Source organism: Bradyrhizobium sp. Arg237L (assembly GCF_029990105.1).
Classification (GTDB): domain Bacteria; phylum Pseudomonadota; class Alphaproteobacteria; order Rhizobiales; family Xanthobacteraceae; genus Bradyrhizobium.
This window is the reverse complement of sequence record NZ_JAQMIL010000011.1, coordinates 34,998-57,672: the sequence shown is the minus strand read 5'-3', so window position 1 is coordinate 57,672 and position 22,675 is coordinate 34,998. Positions and strand designations below refer to the sequence as shown.

Below are 22,675 nucleotides of genomic sequence, written 5' to 3'. Positions count from 1 at the left end.
ACCGGTAGGTCGGAGCAAATACCAGTGCAATCAGGCGGAGCTTTGGTTCTAGAGTATACGCGCACGGCCACCTCGATCGCCGTCGTTCCAGATGGAGAAACCATGTGAGTAGGCATACAATCGTCTCCGAACTCGCCCGCCTGTAGGGGGTAACTTTCAAAATTGTCTGTGCCATGTGATCTGAGTAGGGAAAGGAGCAATCTCAACGGGGCAAACTGTGAGATGCGAAGGCCGACTCTCCCGACAGAAGGGGTCGTAGTTCAGGTCTGTGAAGCAATTGAGCCAGAGATACTCGATACCGCTGTCTTCAGGTGGAAGCCTACAAAATATCCGATCGTAGGTGTGCGAAAGTGAAGCTGATTCCGACAAGCGCGTAAGCCGGAATGATAGCGATCGCAAATGGGAAGTCGCTTGACCTGAAAAAATAGGAAAGGTTGGAGGGGCGGTGTTCAAGCTAGTGGCCGAGGCGGGCAAGACCAGCGATATGCGGCAGGCCAACAATGTGGATGAAAAGCAATAAACCGCGAGCGACGTCGCCGATTCGAAAATGATCCTCAAACTCTCCTCGTCAAGCCCGGAAGTTGCTTGTAGGAGCATGGGGAGTGTGCCGAGAACAGCAATAACCTGCCTCAAGAACCTTGGAGACGAGCACATGTCGGGTTGTGCGGTTGGCCATGGGAAGCGTTGGACGCAACATGCTCGCTAGGGACCAGAAAATTGTCATCCTGCTCGCAGCATTCAACGGAGCAGAGCACATCACTGAGCAGCTAGAATCCTTCGTTGCGCAATCACACCGAAACTGGGAGCTCGTGGTTTCGGATGATGGTTCGACCGACGAGACGATCGATGTAGTTCGGCGGTTCGGATGTGCCGTACCTCAGAAGGTTAGTCTTATCGAGGGGCCTCGTCGGGGTTTCTGGCAAAACTTCCTGTCTCTCCTGAGATGGGCGCAGCAATCGGACGGCGATCTCTTTGCCTTTAGTGATCAGGACGATATTTGGTTGCCCGAAAAATTAGAGAGAGCCGCGAAATGGTTGGCGGTCAATGGGCCATCGGAAGTGCCGCGTCTTTACTTTAGCCGGACGGCCCTGATCGAAGAGGATGGAACGCCGGTGGGGCTATCGCCTCTATTTCGACGCCCGCCGAGCTTCCAAAATGCGCTCGTGCAGAACATGGGGGGCGGCAATACTATGGTTATGAACCGAGCGGCCATGCATCTGCTGGCTCAAACTCCACACGATGTGAACTTGATTGCTCACGATTGGTGGACCTACCAGATCGTGACCGGGGCCGGCGGGAAAGCCTTCTATGACCCCGTTCCGAGCCTCAAGTACCGGCAGCATGAACGCAATCTAATTGGGTCAAACAGGGGGCCACGGCAGCGTCTTGTAAGGGCCATGGCTTTTGCAAATCGCCGGATGAAGAGCTGGAATGATGTAAACTTGGAAGCCCTGGACAGGATGCGGAGCCAGCTTTCTCAGCCCGCTTTGACCACCCTGGACCGTTTCGCGCTCGCACGGCGGAGCGCGCTGCCGCGCCGCATTTACCTGCTGCACCGATCCGGAATCTATCGCCAGAACGCGCGGGAGACCATTGGAGTGTTCCTCGGAGCCATCTTCGGGTTGATATAGTCTATCTAAGCGACCGCGTTGCCGCGGAGTAGGTTTGCAGAACGACTTCGATCTCGCGGGCCTTCGTAACGTGCGCTCGGTCCATCCAGATGGTCTTGGTGCAGCACCGCCGGCAAATGTCGGCGGTGTGCGAAGCCAGTACCATTATTGCCAGCCTGACCTGAGCTCCTTCTTGCATCCAGAGAAGAGCAGAGTCGAAGTTGATTGCAGCCTCAGATTCACGTCCAGCTCCTCTCCGAGGTGATGGACTTGACCTTGCCCCCAAGTTTATTCAGGCCTGAGTTCGTCCCGGGCGTTGGGTTTGCTCGGATGGGCGGTGGTAGCGACGGGAGCTGGCGTGGCGCCCTTAGCATAGCGCGGCGCCAGATCCGGCGCGAGTGGCAGGTCAAGGCGAACTCGGACCGGGTTCGATATCCGAGTTGCGAGTGTGGTCGTGTGTCGTTGTAATCGCGCCCGCCAGAATCCGGCGGCAATGCGAACCTGGGCCAGTGACGTGAACAACGTCTCGTTCAGGAGTTCGTCCCTCAAGCGCCCATTGAAGCTCTCTATGAAGGCACTCTGCATAGGTTTTGCCCGGCGCGATGTAGATGCCATTCGACGCGGCTGTGATCGGCCCATGTCAGGAGAGCCGGAAGAGCTTCTTGTGGTTGATCAGATAGCCCTCCCGCTTGAGCAGAACATGCAGCCGCCGATGGACGACAGCTTTCCGCTTACCCGCAGGTGCAAACGGGCGCTGGAACACGGTCCCCGGTGGCGATCCCGCAGGTTGCTAATCAACGTTGGAGCCTGGACTTCCTACCCTATGCGATAACTGACGGCCGTCGCTTCCTCATCCTGGCAATCGTCGACGACTTCGCGCGAGAGTGTCTGGCGTTGGTCGCCGATACCTCGCTGCCTGCTCTGCGGGTTGTGCGCGAACTCGATACCGTCATCACAGTTCGCGGCCGACCCACTCTGATTGTCGCCGCCAACGGCAGCGAGCTGACCGGCATGGTGATCCTGCGCTGATCACAGGACTGGCACGTCGAGTGGCACCACATCGCGCCTGGCAAGCCGCAGCAGAACGCTTTCGTGGAGAGCTTCAATGGACAGCTGCGACGAGTTGCTCAACGAGACGCTGTTCAGCTCACTTGGTCATGCCCGCGAGGCCCTCTCGCCTTGGAAGGATGACTACAATACGATCAGACCACACAGTGGCCTCGGCAATCTCACGCCTGCGGCTCACGCCAAGATCAGCGCCCCGCCATGCAAAGGGACGGACGGGACGCTGCGCTACACCGGAGGGCCCCGTCCCGTTGCACCACCGAGCCAACAGGGCTCAAAATGAAGCAACGATTCTTGCCATAGCTGGACGAAAGGCGGGGCTCAGCTCAAAAGGCATAAAAGCTTAGATATCAATGAGATGCAGAAATCTTAAGCCCGTCAGGTCGACAACAGCTGGCTGGCGCCCTTGCTATCGAACACGTCCCCTGGATGTAACGAGCATAAAATATCGGATTGACCTCAGGTCCTGAGTAAGGTTGTAAAGGCGGCCGATTACATATTCTAAAATGGCGGCACGCCTTATGCAATTTGAGCGATTGAAGATCCCCGAGTTGTTGCTGGTGTCGCCGAAGAAACATGGCGATCAGCGTGGATTCTTCTCCGAAACCTTTCGCGCGGATAGCTTTGCGGCTCACGGGCTGGAAGTAGCGTTCGTTCAGGATAACCATGTTTACTCCGCGCAGAAAGGAGTGCTGCGGGGGTTACATTTTCAGTTGGCTCCACATGCCCAGGGTAAACTTATAAGGTGCGAGCGCGGGGCGATCTACGACGTCGGCGTTGATATCAGGGTCGGTTCGCTGACCTATGGGTGCCATGTCGGGGTTGAACTATCTGCAGAAAACTGGCGCCAATTATGGGTCCCGCCGGGCTTTGCCCATGGTTACGTCACGCTCGAGGAAAATTGCGAAGTTATCTATAAGGTCACGGACTATTACACGCCGGAGTGCGACAGTGGCCTTGCGTGGGATGATCCGGCGCTGGGCATAGATTGGCGGCTCGCACACGCTGACATCACTCTGTCAGACAAGGATCGAAAGCATCCGGGCCTCGCAAGATGCGCCTCCAGCCTTTCACTTTGGTCAGTAGGAAATCTATAAATGCGCGTACTCGTGACGGGTGGGGCTGGCTTCATTGGATCGGCTGTTAGCCGTCATTTCATCGCAGATCTGGAACATGAAGTTGTTATCGTCGATAAACTGACCTACGCTGGAAATCTTGCATCGCTCGCGCCGGTTGCATCTCGTGATGGGTATGTTTTTGAAAGGCACGACATTTGCGACGTCGCCGCGATCGATGCGATCTTTGCCAAATATCAACCCGATGCCGTGGTTCATCTGGCTGCCGAGAGCCACGTTGATCGTTCGATTTCCGGATCGGACGTGTTTGTGACAACAAATGTCATGGGCACATTTACGCTTCTCGAGGCCGCGCGCCGCTATCTCGCATCGTCGCGCAAGGCAGCTGATTTCCGTTTTATCCATGTCTCGACTGATGAGGTCTATGGCTCTCTTGGCGACGACGGATTGTTTACCGAAACAACACCGTACGATCCGAGTTCTCCCTATTCAGCCACGAAGGCCGCCTCCGATCATCTCGCAAAGGCGTGGCAGCGGACCTATGGCTTGCCAGTTATCGTATCGAATTGCTCGAACAACTACGGCCCGTATCACTTCCCGGAGAAGCTGATTCCTCTCATCATTCTCAACGCCCTCGATCGCATGCCCTTACCAGTCTACGGTGATGGCTCCAACGTGCGCGATTGGCTTCACGTGGAAGACCATGCGCGCGCGCTCGGGCTAATCCTCGTCAAGGGCCGTCCTGGCGAAACCTACAATATCGGCGGCCGCAACGAGCGGAAGAACATCGATGTGGTTCGTCAGATTTGTTCTTGGATGGATAATTTCCGGCCGATCAATCATTCGCACCACGACCTCGTATCCTTTGTCACTGATCGACCGGGCCACGATCGGCGTTACGCGATCGATGCAAGCAAACTGGAAAGCGAATTGGGATGGCGCGCACGGGAGACCTTTGAGACCGGTATTGAAAAAACCGTCCGTTGGTATCTCGATAACGCCGACTGGTGGAAGCCCTTGCGTGACAAGGTTTATAGCGGTGAGCGTCTTGGTCTCGTAAAGGCGTAAGGCAATAATGCGGGTGTACGTAATTGGGGCCCAGGGCCAGGTGGCAAGGTCTCTGCGTGAAGCGGCTAGGCTGTCCTTTTGGCAGCAACTTCGTGCGTACCATGCTTCGCTTAGCAGGTGAAGGCGATCGGTCCCGCGTGGTCGACGATCAGATCGGATGTCCGACCTATGCGCCCGATATCGCGAGTGCTATCGTCGATATGGCACAGCCAGCTTGTGAACTCAGGCCGGCTTTCAGATTTTGCAGGGGTTAGCGCTTTGCCGGACGGTATACGCTGACTTGGTATGCATTTGCGTGCGAGATTATTCGGCCTAGCGCCGAGCGCGGCGGGCGCTCTGTTCCGGTTGACCCGATCACCAGTTCCGACTATCCCGCGCCAGTCAGGAGGCTGGCGAATTCGCGGCTGTCGAGGGCGAGGCTGGAAGCCGTTTTTGATATACGTATCCAGCCGATGAAAAGTTCGTTGGCGAATCGCTTGGATCGACTTAGTCCGCGTTGAATTGGGGCCGCATATGAAAGGCATTATCCTTGCCGGTGGTAGTGGGACCCGCCTCTATCCGATGACATTGGTCACTTCCAAGCAATTATTGCCGGTTTACGACAAGCCGATGATCTACTATCCGCTGACCACGTTGATGCTTGCCGGCATCCGGGAGATCCTGATCATTTCGACGCCGCACGATTTGCCGCTGTTTCAGGCTCTGCTGGGAGACGGCAATCGTTGGGGACTGTCTCTGTCATACGCCGTTCAGCCTCGCCCCGAAGGTTTGGCGCAAGCGTTCATCATCGGCGCACAATTTGTGCAAGGCGGTCCCTCGTCGCTTATCCTCGGTGACAATATTTTCTTTGGGCATGGTTTGCCGGCGCTGCTCGCCAATGCCGTGTCGCGAACCACAGGCGCGACGGTTTTCGCCTATCATGTCACCGACCCCGAGCGCTATGGCGTGGTCGCATTTGACGCACAGGGAAACGCCACTTCGATCGAGGAAAAGCCACTGCAGCCTAAGTCGAACTTCGCAGTGACTGGACTCTATTTCTACGACAACCGCGTCGTCGATATTGCTGCCAATATCAGGCCGTCGCCGCGCGGGGAACTGGAAATCACCGACGTGAACCGCGCGTACCTCGCCCGGGGGGAGCTGGCAGTCGAACGAATGGGACGCGGCTTTGCCTGGCTGGACACTGGAACGTCAGATAGCCTTTTGGAAGCTGCCAATTTTGTCGGCACGCTTGAGCGACGGCAGGGTTTTCGGATTGCCTGTCCGGAAGAGGTGGCCTTTAGCCAGGGTTATATTGATCGCGATCAGTTGGAACGTTTGGGCGCCGCGCTGGGAAAGAGCGCCTATGCACGCTACGTTAGCGACCTTGCAAAGAAAACGTAAACGTAGGCTCGCCGATCATAGCAACAACGTAGTCTACCATGATCCCGGAGATCCAGCAGCCAAGGACAACGACATGCCAGGATCCCCTTCCGCATTTTCCAGCGATCTGGCGGTCGTTTATCTGGCGCGCTACGCGGAAGGCGTAAAGCCGGTCGCGAATTTCGTTGAATCCTGGGAGCGGCATCCGCCCGGGATCGCGCATGACCGTGTGGTCATACGGAAAGGATTTCCGGACGGAAAAGTCGCGCAAGACAAAATCCTGCAACGCGCATTCTCGCACGCCGTCTCCGTGTCAGATGACGGCTTCGACATCAACGCCTATGCGAAGGCGGCGAGGCAATTGCCGCACAAGCACGTGGTCTTTTTCAACACGTTCTCCGAAATCGCATCGGATAACTGGCTTCGTAAACTTCATTCGGCGTTCGCTGATCCTACGGTTGGAATCGCCGGTGCCACCGGTTCCTACGAGAGCCCCCTTAGCACCATGAAGCGCGTCCGAAAGGGAGTATGGCAGCTTCAGAATCGGGGGTTTCCCAAGCTTGCCAGCTTCAACTGGTTGTTCCAGGTGATCAGGACGCGCTTGCCGAAGCGGCTTGCCATCAAGCTGGTCGTCAGGGTGGTTTCCTATTTCGCGGCGCGCACGACCAATCCGGATCGCGACCACGCGCTTGACGACCAGTTCGAAGCGTACTGGGCGGGCGAAATTGCTCCTGGTGGCAGGTTGGCACGCCTGAATGAGATTCCGGCGTTTCCCAATCCACACATCAGGTCGAATGCATTTATGATCGAGCGGCAGATTTTTCTCGATGCGCTGCCAGGTTCGATCGACACCAAGAACGACTCATATCTGTTCGAGAGCGGCCCGGACTCCCTGACTCAACGCATGCTCCAACGCGGTCTGAAGGTTGTCGTGGTGGGTGGCGATGGATGCATTTACGAGATGGACAGATGGGCCAAAAGCGGCACGTTTCGCCTTGGCAGCCAGCATAACCTACTCGTCAGGGACAACCAGACCCGAGCGTTTGACGATATGAACGCCGCCGAGCAGCGCGCCTTCGCGACGATGACCTGGGGCGATGAATCCAGGTAGGCTTGCGGACCGTTGAGACGGCCGCCCGCGCTCCGTTAGCGATGCCCACGGCTTGAACCCGATTGGGAGGGTGGGAACGCTATATGGAGCATGTTCTGCCGCAACCCGCTCCCCGGAACCTTATTCGTCGGTTTGACTGTCCGCGACGTTTATTCGCCGTCGGACCATTAACCCTTATTGCGGAGCTGTTTCGGGGGCAGAATTGCCCGCGGTAGACTGGGGTTAGATTGTGCTGCACTGCATTGGTTGGTAAATAGGCCGCCGAAGGGGGCGAACGGAGGGCGAACGGGGGCGCGCTGCGCTACAGCCGCTTTTCGCCTATGTCTGAGCCGATTCCAAAGTTCCCAGTGAGAAGCAAATGCACGTTCCCGAGAATGTTCACCGTGGCGATACGCCGCCTGACCCGTCCGGGTATTCAGGGCAACGCCTAACCGCGTCGGCGCCCGTGCGCGGCATCATTGGGTGCGATCTTGATGTTGCGGTGACGCGGATCGTCCACTACCAGGCGTCGCTCAGTAACGAATCGTCGGTCGTGCGATTTGCAGTTGCAGCGGTTGCCTGATGCAGGTTTTTTCGATTTCTCCTGTGAAAATATTGGCACGCCTGTGGCGCAACCGTGACCTGATGCGCGCTTTGGTGCAACGGGAAGTTGTCGGGCGCTATCGCGGGTCGGTGCTTGGGCTTTTCTGGTCGTTTTTCAATCCGATTCTGATGCTCGTCATCTACACCTTCGTCTTCAGCGCCGTCTTCAAGATGCGCTGGAATGTCGGGAGCGACTCGAAGACTGAGTTTGCGATGGTGCTGTTTCCCGGACTGATCGTATTCACGCTTTTCTCGGAATGCCTGAACCGCGCGCCCAGCCTGATCCTGAGCAACGTAAACTACGTCAAGAAGGTGGTTTTTCCGCTGGAGATACTTCCTTGTGTTGCGCTCGGTTCGGCGATCTTTCATGGCGCGGTGAGCCTGTGCGTGTGGTTTATTGCGTATCTGTTCTTGTTTGGAGTGCCGCATCTCACGGTCGTGCTGATCCCGGTGGTTTTGCTGCCGCTACTGCTTCTTATCCTGGGGGTGAGTTGGTTTCTGGCTTCGCTCGGTGTCTATTTGCGCGATGTCGCGCAATTCATGGGCATGATCACCACGGTCCTGATGTTCCTGTCGCCGATCTTCTATCCAGTGAGTGCGTTTCCGGAGAAATATCGCAGCCTGTTGTTCCTCAATCCGATCACGCCCGCGATCGAGCAGACGCGGGATGTGTTGTTCTGGGGAAAGGTGCCGGACTTATCCATGTTTCTGATCTATCTTCTGGGCGGGGCGTTCGTCGCGTGGTGTGGTTTTGTCTGGTTTCAAAAGACGCGCCGGGGATTCGCCGATGTCCTTTGACGAAACCGCGATTAAGGTAGAGAACCTCAGTAAGTGCTACCAGATCTACAACAAGCCGCACGACCGTTTGAAGCAGTCCTTATTCCCGCGGTTGCAGGCGCTGATTGGCAAGGCGCCGCAGCAGTATTTTCGTGAGTTCTGGGCGCTGAGAGACGTTTCGTTTGAGATCAAGAAGGGCGAAACGGTCGGTATCGTCGGGCGCAACGGCAGCGGAAAATCGACCCTATTGCAGATGATCTGCGGAACTCTAAATCCGAGCGGCGGTACGATCAAGATAAACGGTCGTGTGGCTGCGCTGCTCGAGCTCGGAGCGGGCTTCAATCCGGAATTCACCGGTCGCGAGAATGTCTATATGGCTGCAACGCTCTATGGGTTGACGCGGCCGCAGATCGACAAGCGTTTTGAGCGGATAGCCGCATTTGCTGACATCGGCGAATTCATCGAGCAGCCGGTGAAGACCTACTCGAGCGGAATGTATGTTCGGCTGGCGTTTGCCGTGATTGCACATGTCGACGCCGACATTCTTGTGGTCGACGAAGCGCTCGCAGTCGGGGATGCGGTGTTCACTCAAAAATGCATGCGCTTCATCCGAGAGTTTCAAAAACACGGCACCTTGTTGTTTGTCAGCCATGATACCGGCGCCGTGCAGAATCTGTGCGAATCCGCGATCTGGCTGTCCCACGGTCAGGTCCGGATGACCGGCCCGTCCAAAGAGGTCTCTGAAACTTACCTTCAGTTCACGCTCCAGGAAGTTTACGGCGAAGAGGCCAAGTTGATTTCGGTCGCGTCGGACCAAACGGTTGGCGGGCCAGCGTCCGAAACATCGCCGGAGGATCCGCACACGGCGTTGGCTGTGGATTACGGGGCCGTGGCCAAGGTGCGCGATAATACCGCCGTCGCGACCGGCTGGAAGACCGGACAGGCTGAAATTCAATCCGTTTCTTTGACAAAATTGTCGGCTGGTCAGCAGGGGATATATGAAGGCGGCGAGCGCGTTCGCATGACAGTCCGCGCCAAGGCGCATAGTCCACTGGAGAAGCCGATCCTGGGATTTCTGATCCGGGATCGGTTGGGACAGGATCTGTTCGGAGAGAATACCCTTCCGTTCACCGATAGAACGCCGATTCGCGTCAAGCCCGGAGCGACGTTCGAGGGTGTGTTCGAGTTCCGTCTGCCAATGCTTCCCAACGGGCAGTACGCCGTCATGGCATCAGTCGCGGACGGCGACTGCTACGAAAACATTCAGCATCATTGGATGCATGACGCGCTAATCGTCAACGTGGCTTCAAGCAAGATTCGTTACGGGCTCGTCGGCATTCCGTTCGAGCGGGTAGAGTTGAAGGTTACGAATGATTAAACGAACGCTCCACGAGCTCTACGCCAACCACACCGGAAAGATGTCCGACAAGTGGACGCTCTATCTCGATGAATATGAGCGCCTGTTCGCGTCGATGCGGGATCATCCGGTCCGGCTGCTCGAGATTGGTGTCCAGAACGGCGGTTCGCTGGACATCTGGTCGCAATTCTTTCCGAAGGCGCAAGCGATCGTCGGCTGTGACATCAATCCGAATTGCGAGCGCCTGACGTATGATGATCCGCGCATCGGCATCATTGTCGGCGATGCGAATGATCCGCAGACTCAGGAGCTGATACTGCAGAGGTCCGGACAGTTCGACATCGTGATCGATGACGGGTCCCATCTGTCCAGCGAGATCATTAGGACTTTCGCGCTGTATTTTCCACATCTTGCGGAGGGTGGAATCTTCGTCGCCGAGGATCTGCATTGCAGTTACTGGGATAAGTTCGAAGGCGGGCTCTACTATCCCTATTCCTCGATCACGTTTTTCAAGCGCCTTGCGGATGTCATCAATCATGAGCATTGGGGGGTGCCCAAGGCCCGCGGCGAAATTCTGCGCGGCATCTTTGGCAAATACGGCTGCGAGCTACCCGAAGAAAGTCTGGCGTTGGTTCATTCGGTCGAATTCATCAATTCGATGTGCGTGGTGAGAAAATCGCCCGCCGCAAACAACGGCCTCGGTCTGCGCGTTATTTCCGGCACCGTGGAGTCGGTGGTTCCGGCCAACCAGGAATGGAGCGGCACTCCGTACAAATTGGATCCGCTCTTCGACGAAAGCAAGAATATCTGGACCAATCGATCTGCGCCGCCCGACGAGATGTTCCCCGAGATCGTGCGCGACCTTGCCACTTCGGCCGGGATCAATTCGGATCTGAATCGCGAGCTCTTGGACCTGAAGCAGCGAAACGAACAGCTAAGTCGCGAGCTCGATGAAATCCGCAGATCAACCAGTTGGCGAATAATGGCGATCCCGCGGCTCTTGGCAACTCGCATGCGAAGTCTGGCGTCCGACGCGCGGACCGGCAGTCTTCGTCGGATACTCAGCGCAGGCGTGAAGTCGCCCTGGCGGTCCTTTTCAAGGAGCAATCCGAAGATCGCCGATCGTCTTCGCAGGTTTGTCTTGCGACATGGATTTGCTTTTTATCGACAGCACATGAGGGACACCCAGCTGGGGCGCGCCATCGGTCAATATGTTCGTGATCGTGGGCTGATCAGTTCGTTCGACCTGCATTCGAGTTCGCTTCCGCTAGGCAGCCTGGAGATCGCTGCGTCCGAACCGACGCGCGCCTCTGATGTCGAGGCCCGTTCGCAAGTGCCAGGCTACCACCTAAGCCCTCCGCTAAATCTCGAGGTGGAGGACGACCTTGCCGATCGTCCCTCCGTCAACGTACTGCTGCCGAGTCTGCGCCTGAAAAGCATGTCCGGCGGTCCCAATACCGCGCTGCTGCTCGCGTCCATGTTGGCGGAACGCGGCGAACGGATCCGGATGATCGCCTGCGATGCATCGCTGGAGGGTGAAGAGGCCGCGCTATTCCCCTACATGGAGCGACTGTTGAACCGGCCGGTCGCCCGGGACCGCATCGAGATCGTCGATGGATTCGACCGCACCAAGCCGATCTCGATCGGGATCCGCGATGTATTTTTCGCGACTGCCTGGTGGACCGCTCAAATTGCGAAGTACGCCGTCGCCGATACTGCTAATAAGGCATTCATTTACCTGATTCAGGATTTCGAGCCAATTCTGCACGAGGGCTCCACCTTTCAGGCCCGTGCGCTCGAAACCTATGGCCTGCCCCATATCCCACTGATCAATACCCAACTCTTGCTCGACCATTTGGTCCGGGAAGGTGCGGGGCGCTTCGCAGACCCGGCATTTGTTGCCGATGCGCTATGGTTCAATCCTGCCCTGGATCGCACCCACTATTTTCCCGTCGCCTCTCAATCCAAAAAGAAGGTGCTGCTGTTCTACGCTCGCCCCAGCATTGCCCGCCGCAACCTGTTCGAACTCGGCCTCGTTGCGCTGCGTCGCGCCGTTGCCTCCGGCGCGATCGACAAGGACAATTGGGAAGTCTGGTCGATGGGCGAAAAGCTTTCGCCGATTGCACTCGGCGAAGGCGTCATGCTCAATCCGCTGCCATGGATGAGCTTCGACGACTACGCCAAGCGTGTGCGCACGGCCGATCTGTTGCTGTCGCTGATGCTGTCGCCGCATCCAAGCTATCCGCCGCTGGAAATGGCTGCGTCGGGCAAGCTGGTCGTTACCAACAGCTTCTCGGTAAAGACGGCGGATCGCATGCGGGCGTTCTCGCCGAACATTATCGTTGCGGAGCCGAATGCCGAAAGCGTCGGGCAGGCTATCGAGAACGCAGCAGGGCGGATCAATTGCGGGCTGCCGAGTTACGATTCCTCCGGCGCGATCGCATTGCCGACGGACTGGGATCAGAGCCTCAACGGAATCGTCACGGAATTGCTTGCGCGCCTGGAAGGGATGCGCGAGCAAGCGCTGGAAACCGCGCGATCGGTGGCGCCGGGCCTGCCGTCGGTGGCGAAGAGCGACTACGAGGCCTACCGTAAGACGAGTCTCGCCCGTCGTCGACGGGATGGAATGTACCATCAGACGCCCGGCCTGCTTTCGTTCGTAACCACGGCCTACAACACTGATCCTCGGTTCCTCGAAGAGCTTGGCAACAGTGTTTTTCTTCAGGACGGGGGAATGCATTTCGAATGGCTGATCCTCGACAACGGCTCCACAGAGGAGGGCACCCGCGGCACCCTTGTAAGGCTCGCACGCCATCCCGGCGTGCGGCTCGAGCGCGTCGAGAGCAATCTAGGTATCATCGGCGGAATGCGGTACTGTCTTGAACGGGCGTCTGGGCGTTATATTCTGCCGCTGGATTCCGACGATCTGATCGAGCCCGATTGCGTCCGCGTTCTCACTCGCTTCATCGAGGATAACAATTATCCTGCGCTGCTCTTTACCGACGAAGACAAGCTGGACTCGGGGCGGTTTCATTCGGCGTATTTCAAGCCGGACTGGGATCCCGTGCTGTTCCCGCACTCGTGTTACATTGCGCATCTTTGTGCCATCGATCGCGAACTGGCGATTCAGCTTGGCTTATACAGCGACGGCTCTGCCGAAGGCTGCCACGATTGGGACAGCTTTATCCGTTTCATGCTCGCCGGCAAAAAGCCGACGCATGTTCCGGAAGTGCTTTACAGTTGGCGCATGCATACCGCATCGACGTCTGGAAACATCGAATCGAAGTCCTACATCACCGAGTCCCACCGGCGGACGCTGCAGAGATTTCTTGATCGCTCCGGCGCAACAAATGTCGAACTCGTGAACAGCCCACTGTTCCAGTACAATGTGGACTGGTGGTTCCGGCGAAAGCGATTGGATGCGCAATCGATTCAGACGGTCCTGATTGGCGCGAATGACGCCTCGGACGCGCTGCCGGACGCTGCGACCATCGTGCTGGGGCGCGGAAACGTTTCCGATATCGCCGATGCGATCGAGAGAATCGACAGCGATCTCGTCCAACTGCAATGGAACGGCGTTTTGCCGCTCGACGACGAGTGGCGCTGGGACGCGATGGCGCTCCTCGAATTGTTCGCTGATGCGGTGATGGTCGGCGGCATGCTGCACGACGGCTCCGCAGTCGTGGATGGTCCCCGCGTTTTTGGCTACGGCGATGGTTGCGATTGTCCGGATCAGGGGCGCGCGCTGACCGATCCTGGCTACGGCGCGCGGATGTGGAAGCCACATACGGCTTCGGCAGTCTCGACAGCACATTGCGTCGTCAGGACGTCGTTTCTGAAGCAGTGCTTAGGTGAACTGCGGCGCGAAGATGTCGCGATTGAAATGCTCGGCCCTTGGCTGGGCGCGATGGCGGCAGAAGGGGGCAGGAGAGTGGTCTATTCGCCCTTCATGCGCGCACGTGTCGACAGGACCTACACCGCGGTTGCTTCCCACAAAGGGATGGCGCGTTGGTTGTCGCGCTTCTGGTCAATGATCCCCGACCAGCGGGTCTATTCCCCGAGGCTCGGTCTTGAGCGGGAACTCGCCTACCGGGAAGTCCACCCCGAGGCCAATCTCCAGCATCTGGCGCGCCTCCACGCCGGGCTTCTCGGCTACTCCGACTGGCTCGACATGCATATTGCCCGGCGGCAGTCGCGCTACCAACTCCCGGCTCAGACGGTCTCGGTTTCGCTCATTACGACGGTTTATGAAGGCACGAGAATCGACCTACTCGACGCGTTGGCGGCGTCAGTTGTGGCGCAAACTTTAAAGCCGCTGGAGTGGGTCATTGTCGCACACGGGCCGATTGCGCCGGACGCGCTTGCTCACATCGTACGCGAGGGCGCCGATCATTGGCGCGCAACGATCGTCGTTGAGCCGGCGTCGCTCGGTATCATGGGTGCCATGCGTCGCGGACTGGATAAAGCCCAGGGCGACTACATCGTGCCGGTAGATGCGGATGACCTGCTCACGGTGGATGCCGTTCAGATCTTGGCGAGTTCGATCGAGCGATTGGACCGGCCGGACATGATTTTTTCCGACGAAGACGCGCTCGTCGAAGGCAAGCCGGTGTCGCCCTATCTTCGTGCTGCGTTCGATCCCGTACTCAACCTCGACAGTTCGTATATTTGGCACCTGTGTGCTATCAACCGGGAGCGCGCCCTGTCGCTGAGGCTCTATACTGATCCCGGCGCCACATGGTGTCACGATTGGGACAGCGTGATGCGGATCGCCAATGCGGACGGCCGGATCGAGCACGTTCCCGAAGTGCTTTATCATTGGCGGCAACATGCCGATTCGACAACCCATAAGCCGAAAGGAGACGACCGCTCGATAGGGTCAGTGAAGTATGTCCTCGAGCGACAGATCGCACGTCAGGCGAAGCCCGACCAGTTCTTCGTTGCGGACTGGCCGGAATATCGCGGTGCGCGTGAGCTGTATATTGCGCGCAAGACCGATTATCTGCCTCAACTGATCTGGATGGGCGACGCGACCAGCATGGAGAAGGTTGATTCCGATGCTGTTGTGCTGTTCGCCGCTAACGGGTTAACTATTCAGGCACAAGAAGCTGCAACGGAAGTGGCCCGCCTGCTTGAACTGCATCCCACGATCGGTGCCGTTGGAGGCATTGTAGTCGGATCCGACGACTTTGTCTCGGACGGATGCTACATGCTTAATCGGGCTGGTGTGCTGGAATCGCCGTGGGTGGGTCGAAAGGTAGGCTGGGCTGGCCCCTACGCATTGGCATTGAAACCGCAGACCGTGGTGACAACGGGCGATTTGCTCGCTTTGTTTAGGGTTTCGGCCTTGAAACGCGCTGGTCTCTGGCCGTTGGAAATGAGCGAGCATTCGTCGTATCTCGCCCGTGACATTTGCCTCCTCTTAGCGAAGGACGGGTGGACCACGGCGTTCTCGCCGCTCGTCCGCGCGCGCATGGGCCGCGCAGCTCAAGGGAACGCAGTCGTCACTCGCTTAGTGCCTAATGTCCGGCGCGAAAGCCACGCGCTCGTGAGATATGGAACGGCGCTTAGCTGCAGAGTGTAGATATGGCAAAAGACAGGTGCCGGTGTTAAATGCGACCGATGCCGTTCATACAGGCAATGCCAACTTCGCTGCCGCAAATGGAGAGCCAACTGCGAATAGGGGATGATGAATACCGAAGCTAACGTCAGCAGCTTGTTTGAAGGGAGAGCAGTGCAATACTGAGAAGCGGTTCAACTCAAGTTGCCTTATTTCAGGGTATCGAAGCGGACGTGCCCAGGCACTTTTTGCGGCTATAAGAACAAGTTATCCGCAGCCATTGGCTAACTATCATCTTGGATGCGAGCGGGACGCGGCCGGGCACGGAGATTGGAATCAACCATGGGGTATGGCAAGTGACACAGGGCAGGAAGCGTCTCCGGCTTACGATTATCTGTCCCGTCTATAACGAGGAGAAAACTGTTCCGCTGTTTTTTTCGCGCGCCCTGCCGGTGATACAGCAGCTGCTGGCGAACTATCATGTTGAACTGCTATTTCTCAACAACGCTTCAAGAGATGGGACCTACAGCGAGATCTGCAAGCTGCGCGCGCAATACGACTTTGTCTATGTGATCACGCTCAGCTCGAATGTTGGCTATCAACGCTCGCTGGAATGCGGACTGCGAAACGCCGAGGGCGACATCATCGCGTTCATTGATGTGGATTGCGAAGATCCGCCGGAAATGCTTCTCGATTTCGTGAGCTATTACGAGAAGGGTTTCGATATCGTTTATGGCGCGCGCGTTGACCGCGCGGAGGCGAGGCCGATTAAGATGATGCGCAAGGCATTCTATCACGTCGTCCGTCTGCTCGCAGACGACGATATCATTCTTTACATGGCTGAATTTTCCTTGATGACCTCGGAGGTCCGTGACGCCATCGTCAATGAACAGAACTCCTTCCCCTTCATTCGTGCCTCGATCTCGCGGGTCGGATTCAATCGCATCGGTCTGCCCTACAAGCGGGAGCGCCGTATCGCGGGCGAGACCAACTACAATCTGTTGGGGATGACGATCTTTGCGATCGCCGGAATTCTTTCGTCGACGACGCTGCCGCTGCGTCTACCGATCTATGTATTTCCGATGTGGCTTTTGCTGACGGGGGTGCTCGGCGTCATACAGATTCTGAGCGGAAATCCATGGTTGATGCTGCTCAACGTGCTGAGCGGCTGTACTTTTCTGGGTTTGACCGCGTCGTTCACTGCACTCTATGTGGCGCGATCCTACAAGAACGGATTGGGACGGCCGAACTATGTCATGAACCGGCGCCATACGCATGCGCAGCCGCCCGTCGTGACGCCTTGAACGAAGCCGCCATGCAATCGCGCAACGGCGTACCGCAGGCGGTCCATGATTTCGTCAGCTTCGACGGCGGCGTGCGGGCGCGCGGCTATTTGCAGCAGCCGGACCGCTATCGCTTCTGGCGCGGCGTGATCGACGAGACCCCTCGAATTTCGCGAGGAGCGGGCCTTTCCTATGCGGGCGCGAGTTTTCTCGCCGACGGGCTTTCGGTCTCGCACCGCTGGTTCGATCGGGTACTCGATTTCGACACTGGCCGCAGCGTGGTCGAGGTGGAGACTGGCATCACGCTGTACGCCCTGCATCGTTTTCTGTCCGCGCGCGGCCTGTATTTGCCGGTCCAGCCGGGTCATGGGCGCATTTCCGTTGGCGGATGCATCGCAGCCGACGTTCACGGCAAGAACCAGACCCGGGACGGGACCTTTATCAACCAGGTCGAAGAGGTCACGCTCGTTCATCCGGCGCATGGAACGTTGCAGCTGTCCCCGCAGCGCGACGGTGAATTGTTCAGGCTGACCTGCGGCGGTTACGGCTTGACCGGCCACATCGTTCGCGCCCGGCTGCGGGCCTGTGCCGCGCCAATCCCATGGGTGGAGATCCGCGCTGCGCCGTTCTCGAGCGCGGAGCAGGGGTTCAATTGCCTACGTGAGGCGGCCCGAAATGCAGATTTTTCGTACACATGGCACGACATGAGCACGGCCGGCGCCGGCTTTGGCGAGGGTTTCCTGATTCAAGGAACTTTCGTGTCGCAAGACCGAGCGCCAGCCACAACGCCCGGCCTATCGGAGGCACCGGTCCTGTCGGCGGATGGTCGCGCGAGGTTACCGGTGTCTCTCTTGAACCGGCTCTCGACGCGGATGCTGAACTTCTTCTATCGCTGGCAGCAGCGATTCGCGCGCAACGGGGAAGTCGTGGCGCTGGCCGACGCGCTGTTTCCAACCCACAAGGCGCAAGCCTATTTCCAGTTCTTCGGCGCCGCCGGCTTCCGGGAATATCAGGCGATACTGCCCCACGCTGCCGCCACGAACTATGTGGATGCAATCCACGGCTATCTTCGTGAGAAGCCGCTGCCGATCACGCTGTCCTCCGCCAAGTTTTTTGCTGGCTCACGCGAGCTGCTGCGCTATACGGGCGACGGCATTTCGCTGGCGCTGAACATGCCGGCCGGCGCCGACGCCGACATGTTCATGGCGTTCTTGGACCAGCGGATGATCGAGCTTGGCGGAATCCCGAACATCATCAAAGACTCGCGGCTGCCGCGCGCGGTCGTCGACGTGTGTTACCCCGAAGCGGACCGGTTTCGTGAGGCCTTGCGCGCGTTCGATTCGAAGCGGTTGTTCCGCTCGGATCTGTCGGAACGGTTGAAGCTGTGACCGCCCTCGTGGTCGGAGCTTCAGCCGGCGTCGGCCGGGCGCTATCGGAAGCGCTTGCGGCCAACCGCAAGCGGCTTCTTCTCGCAGCAAGCGACGCAGAAGACCTCAATGCCTTGGCCCGGCATCTGCGCCTCGTCTATGGCGCAACTGTCGTCACGGTCGCCGCGGACGCCCGCGATCCCGACGCTTTTGCCGAGCGGATTTCCGCCGCGGCCACTGAGATCGACGATATCGATGAACTCTACTTTCCGATCGGATTCTCGCGGCGGGACGATGGAGCGCAACTGGATGCAGACGCTTCCCTTGCCATTCTCAACAGCAACCTGACTGTCGTGACTGCCGTCACGGCGCGATTCTTGCCGGGCCTGCTGCGGCGACCCAAAGCGCGCATCGTCGGCTTCGGATCGATCGCTGCCGTGCGCGGCCGCAAGGCCAATGTGATCTACTCGGCGGCGAAGCGTGGACTGGAAAGCTATTTCGAGAGTTTGCGTCATCTCACTGCGGGTGCCGGCGTCATCGTGCAGCTGTATCGGCTTGGATATATCGAGACGCAGCAGTCGTTTGGCCAGCGGCTCCTGTTTCCTGTGGTGACGCCGGAACAGGTCGCGCGCTATGTCTCTGCGACGGAAGGGCGCGATTTCGGCGCGTGCTTTTTTCCACGGTTCTGGTGGCTGATCGCGCTTGCGGTCGCCTGGCTTCCGTGGCGGATCTACAAGAAGCTCGATTTTTAACCCTCAAGTCGCCTGGCGCAAAGGAGCGAGCTTGGCGGGGACGCCCCAGAAAGCCATCGGTTCGTAGTCGGGGTAGGGATAGTGGCCGCGATTGAGTTGGATCGGGCTGGCGCGGCTCTCGCATCGCTGCCGCACCAGATCGAAAACCGAGATTGGGCGCCCACTGCAGCAGTTGATCGCACCGCTGCAGCGCTCTGGGTTAGTCGCTGCCCGGACGAAGTCGGCGGCGACTTCTTCGACCGGCAGGTAATCCCGCAGCTGATCGCCGGCAGACATGTTGAAGACGGCATCGCCGCGCTCGATCGCGCGATCAAGCTGGGCTAGGAGACTGTTCGGATTCTGTCCCTCGCCATACATGTAGAACAGCCTTAGCCACTGCAGCGTGAACGGCCGCTGCTTCTGCAACATCTCCAGGCTCTTGCGCAGCGCATCCTTGGCGAAGCCGTAGGGCGTATGGGGCCTAGTCTCCATCTCCTCGGTCAAGGGTCCATGCTGCATGCCGTATTCGAGGCAGGTGCCGGCCACCATCAACTGGCGTGTTCCCGCCGCGACGGCGGCTTCCAAAAAAGCGAGATCGGCCGGCAGATTACGGCCGATGTGAAAGAAATCACGATAATTCGGTAGGCCGGGCCACGCCAGATGGACCAGCACATCGGCCTCTCCAGAATGCTCAACGACGAGCTGGAAATCGGCCGCAAGGTCACAGGAGACGAATTTCACCTGCTTACGCCAGGGCATCGTCGCGGCGCGTTGGGCATCGCGGGCCACGGCGACAACGGTATGCCCTTCGCGCAGGAAACAGGCAACGACATGCCGGCCGACGAAGCCGGTCGCGCCGGTCACCACGACCTTCATGGCAGAACTTTCAGCTCCGGAACTGCCACCACGAACCTGCCGCCCCATGACTTGATCTGCTCATGTTGCTGCAGGACTTCGGAGGAGATGTTCCAGGGCAGGATTACAACCCAATCGGGCTTGCGCCTGGCAAGCTCGTCCGGAGGCAGGATGGGAATGTGGCTGCCGGGCATGAACTTGTTCTGTTTGGAGGGTGCCGCATCGCAGATGAAGCTAATGAGGTCGTGCTTTAGCCCGGCATAGTTCATCAGCGTATTGCCCTTCGCGGCGGCGCCATAGGCGGCGACCGACTTGCTGGCGCGCTTCTGCTCGATCAGGAAGCCGAGGAAGTCGTTCTTGACCTTGTCGGCCTTTTGCTGGAACGCTTGGTACAGGCGGAGGTCTTGCAATCCGAAGTGCTTCTCCTCAGCCAGCATGGCGGTCATGGCCGCCGTCGTCTGCCGCGGATCGTCTTGATGGCACCCATAGATCCTCAAAGAACCGCCATGGGTCGGCAGCTCTTCGAGATCGAACACGCGCAGGCCGGCCTTTTCGAAGATGCGGGCGACCGCCGTGAGCGACAGATACGAGAAGTGCTCGTGATAGGCCGTGTCGAACTGGTTGCAGGCGATCATGTTCTTGAGATGCGGAAACTCAAGATTGATCGTGCCGCCCGGCTTGAGCGCGATCCGCAGGCCCGCAGTGAAATCGTTGATATCAGGTACGTGGGCGTAGACATTGTTGCCGCAGATCAGGTCGGCCTGCCGTCCGCCTTGAGCGAGCTTTGTCGCCGTGGCCGCGCCAAAAAACGCGCGAAGCACCGGCACGCCGATCTTCTCGGCGGCATCCGCGGTGCTTGCGGTCGGTTCGATGCCGAGGCAGGGGATGCCCGCCGCAACGAAGTTCTTCAGCAGATATCCGTCGTTGGAGGCCACCTCGATGACGAAGCTGTCGCGCGTGAGGTGCAACGCTTCAGTGATCTTGTCGCAATAGGCCTTGGCGTGTCTCAGCCATCCCTGCGAGGTCGAGGAGAAGTAGGCGTAGTCGCTGGAGAACAACTCGTCCGCTGCGGTATAATCCTCGGTCTGCACCAGCCAGCACGTGTCGCAGACGAGGATTTTCAGCGGGAAGGTCGTCTCCGGCGCGCGGAGCTGCGCTTCCGACAGATAGGCGTTCGAGGGTGGCGCGTGCCCGAGGTCGAGGAACACGTGTTGCAGTTGCGCGTGACAGTGACGGCACTTCATAGCTCTATGCCCTTAAAGCCAGCATCAAGATAGGGATGTGAGGAGTCACGTGCGGACAAGTCTCTTGGCGGCAGGGGCCAGGCGACCCCGACCATCAGATCATCAAATCGAATGGCACCCTCGTCCGGCGACGAATAGAATGCCGTGTGCAGATACAATAGTTCGGAGTTTTCCTCCAGCACCTGGAAGCCATGCGCGCATCCTTCGGGGATCACGAAGGAGCAACGGTTGTCCGGAGCAAGTTCGATTGCCGTCCATTTCAGGAAGGTGGGCGAGTCCTTGCGAAGGTCGACCGCGACATCGAACACCCGACCTCGCAAGCAGCGCACGATCTTCATCTCCGCCATTGGCGGCTTCTGATAGTGCAGGCCACGGACCGCACCGACAGCGCGGGTGATCGACTGGTTGATCTGGACGATCTTGCGCGTGCCGATGATGGAGCTTTCCTCATTGGCGCAGAACAGACGCTGGAACGAACCGCGGTGATCCGAAAGTACGCTGGTCTCGGCGATCCAGACCCCGGCGATATCGGTTTGGACCAGTTTCATGCCCCGCGGCCCCTCGTCCAGACAAGGCCGCGCGCGCTGGCCGCAGCAATATAGCGCTCGAGCTGGATCCGGCTCAGCGCTTCATTGCGCTCGAGCCAAGCCCGATACCACTCGGCAGTTGCCGCGACACCCTCCTGGAAGTTCCAGACCGGCCGCCAACCCAGTTCGCTCTGCGCCTTGCTGGTATCAAGCTGCAGCAGTCTGGCTTCATGCGGCTGCTCCTGATCTGTGCGGTGCCAGTCAACGGCCGGCCAGGCGTCTTGCATCTGCTCGAGAACATTCTTGACCGTTCGATTGCCGTCGCGGTCCGGTCCGAAATTCCAGGCCCCGAGGCACGACTGATCACCCTTGAGCAGACGCTCGCCAAGCAGAAGATAGCCGGACAGGCATTCCAGCACGTGCTGCCAGGGCCGCGTGGCGTTGGGCGAGCGTATCTCGACCGATTGGCCGGCGCCGATCGACCGTACTACGTCAGGAATCAGCCTGTCTTCCGACCAGTCACCGCCGCCGATCACGTTGCCTGCACGCGCCGTTGCCAGCAACGGGCTGCCCGCTGTGTGGAAGAAGGACCGTCGGAAGCTCGCTGCCACCAACTCTGTACCGGCTTTCGAGGCGCTGTAGGGATCGTGACCGCCCAGCGGATCGATTTCGCGATAGCCCCAAACCCACTCCTTGTTCTCGTAGCACTTGTCCGTGGTCACCACGACCACCGCTTTGAGCCCGGACAGCTTGCGGCAGGCCTCGAGCACGTGGGCCGTACCCATCACGTTGGTAGCCCAGGTCTCAACCGGGCTGCAATAGGACCGGCGCACCAGCGGCTGCGCCGCCATGTGGAAGACCATATCGGGCCGTGTCTTCAGAATGGCGCCCTCCAGCGCCTCCTGGTCGCGGATATCGATGAAGTTCGAATTGATGTCGAGGCGCAGGATGTCCCAGTGGTTTGGGCTGGTTTCCGGCGGCAGCGAAATGCCGGTAACTCGCGCGCCCAGCGTCTCCAGCCAGAGCGTCAGCCAGCTTCCCTTGAAGCCGCTGTGACCCGTCACGAGGACGTGCAGGCCGCTATAGATGTCAGAAAACAT

General features: G+C 58.5%; 15 protein-coding genes and 2 pseudogenes. 12 read left to right on the top strand and 5 right to left on the bottom strand.

Annotation, left to right across the window (positions count from 1 at the left end; genetic code table 11):
- Window positions 1-695: 695 nt before the first annotated feature.
- Complete coding sequence (locus OZ411_RS09120) at window positions 696-1,631, top strand: glycosyltransferase family 2 protein (protein WP_130579474.1); 936 nt, start codon at window positions 696-698, stop codon at window positions 1,629-1,631.
- A gap of 267 nt (window positions 1,632-1,898) precedes the next feature.
- On the opposite strand, the pseudogene OZ411_RS09115 reads toward OZ411_RS09120, so the two are convergent.
- Window positions 1,899-2,260 (bottom strand): annotated as a pseudogene (locus OZ411_RS09115) (transposase); the annotation flags it as partial.
- A 95-nt stretch (window positions 2,261-2,355) separates the two neighbouring features.
- Between OZ411_RS09115 and OZ411_RS09110 the strand changes: the two are divergent.
- The 11 genes and pseudogenes from OZ411_RS09110 to OZ411_RS09060 all read left to right on the top strand — a co-directional run.
- Window positions 2,356-2,958: pseudogene (locus OZ411_RS09110) on the top strand (integrase core domain-containing protein); the annotation flags it as partial.
- 223 nt (window positions 2,959-3,181) lie between these two features.
- Complete coding sequence (rfbC, locus tag OZ411_RS09105) at window positions 3,182-3,772, top strand: dTDP-4-dehydrorhamnose 3,5-epimerase (protein WP_282527666.1); 591 nt, start codon at window positions 3,182-3,184, stop codon at window positions 3,770-3,772.
- Window positions 3,773-4,819: a dTDP-glucose 4,6-dehydratase gene (gene rfbB, locus OZ411_RS09100; protein WP_282527665.1), complete on the top strand. Its 1,047-nt coding sequence runs from the start codon at window positions 3,773-3,775 to the stop codon at window positions 4,817-4,819. It abuts the gene before it with no gap.
- 513 nt (window positions 4,820-5,332) lie between these two features.
- Window positions 5,333-6,202 carry a glucose-1-phosphate thymidylyltransferase RfbA gene (rfbA, locus tag OZ411_RS09095; protein WP_130579470.1) on the top strand — a complete coding sequence of 290 codons (870 nt, stop codon included), beginning with the start codon at window positions 5,333-5,335 and terminating at the stop codon, window positions 6,200-6,202.
- Window positions 6,165-7,292, top strand: coding sequence for a hypothetical protein (locus OZ411_RS09090; protein ID WP_245476272.1), 1,128 nt, complete (start codon window positions 6,165-6,167; stop codon window positions 7,290-7,292). The genes rfbA and OZ411_RS09090 overlap by 38 nt, the downstream gene beginning before the upstream one ends.
- A gap of 561 nt (window positions 7,293-7,853) precedes the next feature.
- A complete protein-coding gene (locus OZ411_RS09085) occupies window positions 7,854-8,672 on the top strand; it encodes an ABC transporter permease (RefSeq protein WP_130579469.1) in 819 nt (272 codons plus the stop codon).
- Window positions 8,662-10,029, top strand: a complete 1,368-nt coding sequence (locus OZ411_RS09080; protein ID WP_282527664.1) for an ABC transporter ATP-binding protein — start codon at window positions 8,662-8,664, stop codon at window positions 10,027-10,029. The genes OZ411_RS09085 and OZ411_RS09080 overlap by 11 nt, the downstream gene beginning before the upstream one ends.
- A complete protein-coding gene (locus OZ411_RS09075; protein ID WP_282527663.1) occupies window positions 10,022-15,592 on the top strand; it encodes a glycosyltransferase in 5,571 nt (1,856 codons plus the stop codon). Before OZ411_RS09080 ends, OZ411_RS09075 begins: the two co-directional genes overlap by 8 nt.
- 332 nt (window positions 15,593-15,924) lie before the next feature.
- Window positions 15,925-16,872 (top strand): glycosyltransferase family 2 protein, encoded by a 948-nt coding sequence (locus tag OZ411_RS09070; RefSeq protein WP_282527662.1) that lies wholly within the window; start codon window positions 15,925-15,927, stop codon window positions 16,870-16,872.
- An 11-nt stretch (window positions 16,873-16,883) separates the two neighbouring features.
- Complete coding sequence (locus OZ411_RS09065; protein ID WP_282527733.1) at window positions 16,884-18,239, top strand: FAD-binding oxidoreductase; 1,356 nt, start codon at window positions 16,884-16,886, stop codon at window positions 18,237-18,239.
- Window positions 18,236-18,970, top strand: a complete 735-nt coding sequence (locus tag OZ411_RS09060; protein WP_282527661.1) for an SDR family NAD(P)-dependent oxidoreductase — start codon at window positions 18,236-18,238, stop codon at window positions 18,968-18,970. The genes OZ411_RS09065 and OZ411_RS09060 overlap by 4 nt, the downstream gene beginning before the upstream one ends.
- A gap of 3 nt (window positions 18,971-18,973) precedes the next feature.
- Here the strand turns inward: OZ411_RS09060 and OZ411_RS09055 are convergent, their stop codons facing one another.
- Genes OZ411_RS09055 through rfbG form a run of 4 tightly spaced genes read right to left on the bottom strand, consistent with a single transcriptional unit; the run spans window position 18,974 to window position 22,675 of the window.
- Window positions 18,974-19,825, bottom strand: coding sequence for an NAD-dependent epimerase/dehydratase family protein (locus OZ411_RS09055; RefSeq protein WP_282527660.1), 852 nt, complete (start codon window positions 19,823-19,825; stop codon window positions 18,974-18,976).
- Window positions 19,822-21,048 carry a class I SAM-dependent methyltransferase gene (locus OZ411_RS09050; protein ID WP_282527659.1) on the bottom strand — a complete coding sequence of 409 codons (1,227 nt, stop codon included), beginning with the start codon at window positions 21,046-21,048 and terminating at the stop codon, window positions 19,822-19,824. The genes OZ411_RS09055 and OZ411_RS09050 overlap by 4 nt, the downstream gene beginning before the upstream one ends.
- Window positions 21,045-21,596, bottom strand: a complete 552-nt coding sequence (locus tag OZ411_RS09045; protein ID WP_282527658.1) for a dTDP-4-dehydrorhamnose 3,5-epimerase family protein — start codon at window positions 21,594-21,596, stop codon at window positions 21,045-21,047. The genes OZ411_RS09050 and OZ411_RS09045 overlap by 4 nt, the downstream gene beginning before the upstream one ends.
- A complete protein-coding gene (gene rfbG, locus OZ411_RS09040; protein WP_282527657.1) occupies window positions 21,593-22,675 on the bottom strand; it encodes a CDP-glucose 4,6-dehydratase in 1,083 nt (360 codons plus the stop codon). The genes OZ411_RS09045 and rfbG overlap by 4 nt, the downstream gene beginning before the upstream one ends.

Coding starts and splice junctions, on each gene's coding strand:
- OZ411_RS09075 (WP_282527663.1), top strand. CDS start 10,022: ATGATTAAACGAACGCTCCACGAGCTCTACGCCAACCACACCGGAAAG.
- OZ411_RS09050 (WP_282527659.1), bottom strand. CDS start 21,048: ATGAAGTGCCGTCACTGTCACGCGCAACTGCAACACGTGTTCCTCGAC.
- OZ411_RS09080 (WP_282527664.1), top strand. CDS start 8,662: ATGTCCTTTGACGAAACCGCGATTAAGGTAGAGAACCTCAGTAAGTGC.
- OZ411_RS09120 (WP_130579474.1), top strand. CDS start 696: ATGCTCGCTAGGGACCAGAAAATTGTCATCCTGCTCGCAGCATTCAAC.
- OZ411_RS09055 (WP_282527660.1), bottom strand. CDS start 19,825: ATGAAGGTCGTGGTGACCGGCGCGACCGGCTTCGTCGGCCGGCATGTC.
- rfbG (WP_282527657.1), bottom strand. CDS start 22,675: ATGTTTTCTGACATCTATAGCGGCCTGCACGTCCTCGTGACGGGTCAC.
- OZ411_RS09065 (WP_282527733.1), top strand. CDS start 16,884: ATGCAATCGCGCAACGGCGTACCGCAGGCGGTCCATGATTTCGTCAGC.
- rfbC (WP_282527666.1), top strand. CDS start 3,182: ATGGCGGCACGCCTTATGCAATTTGAGCGATTGAAGATCCCCGAGTTG.
- OZ411_RS09090 (WP_245476272.1), top strand. CDS start 6,165: ATGCACGCTACGTTAGCGACCTTGCAAAGAAAACGTAAACGTAGGCTC.
- rfbA (WP_130579470.1), top strand. CDS start 5,333: ATGAAAGGCATTATCCTTGCCGGTGGTAGTGGGACCCGCCTCTATCCG.
- OZ411_RS09085 (WP_130579469.1), top strand. CDS start 7,854: ATGCAGGTTTTTTCGATTTCTCCTGTGAAAATATTGGCACGCCTGTGG.
- rfbB (WP_282527665.1), top strand. CDS start 3,773: ATGCGCGTACTCGTGACGGGTGGGGCTGGCTTCATTGGATCGGCTGTT.
- OZ411_RS09045 (WP_282527658.1), bottom strand. CDS start 21,596: ATGAAACTGGTCCAAACCGATATCGCCGGGGTCTGGATCGCCGAGACC.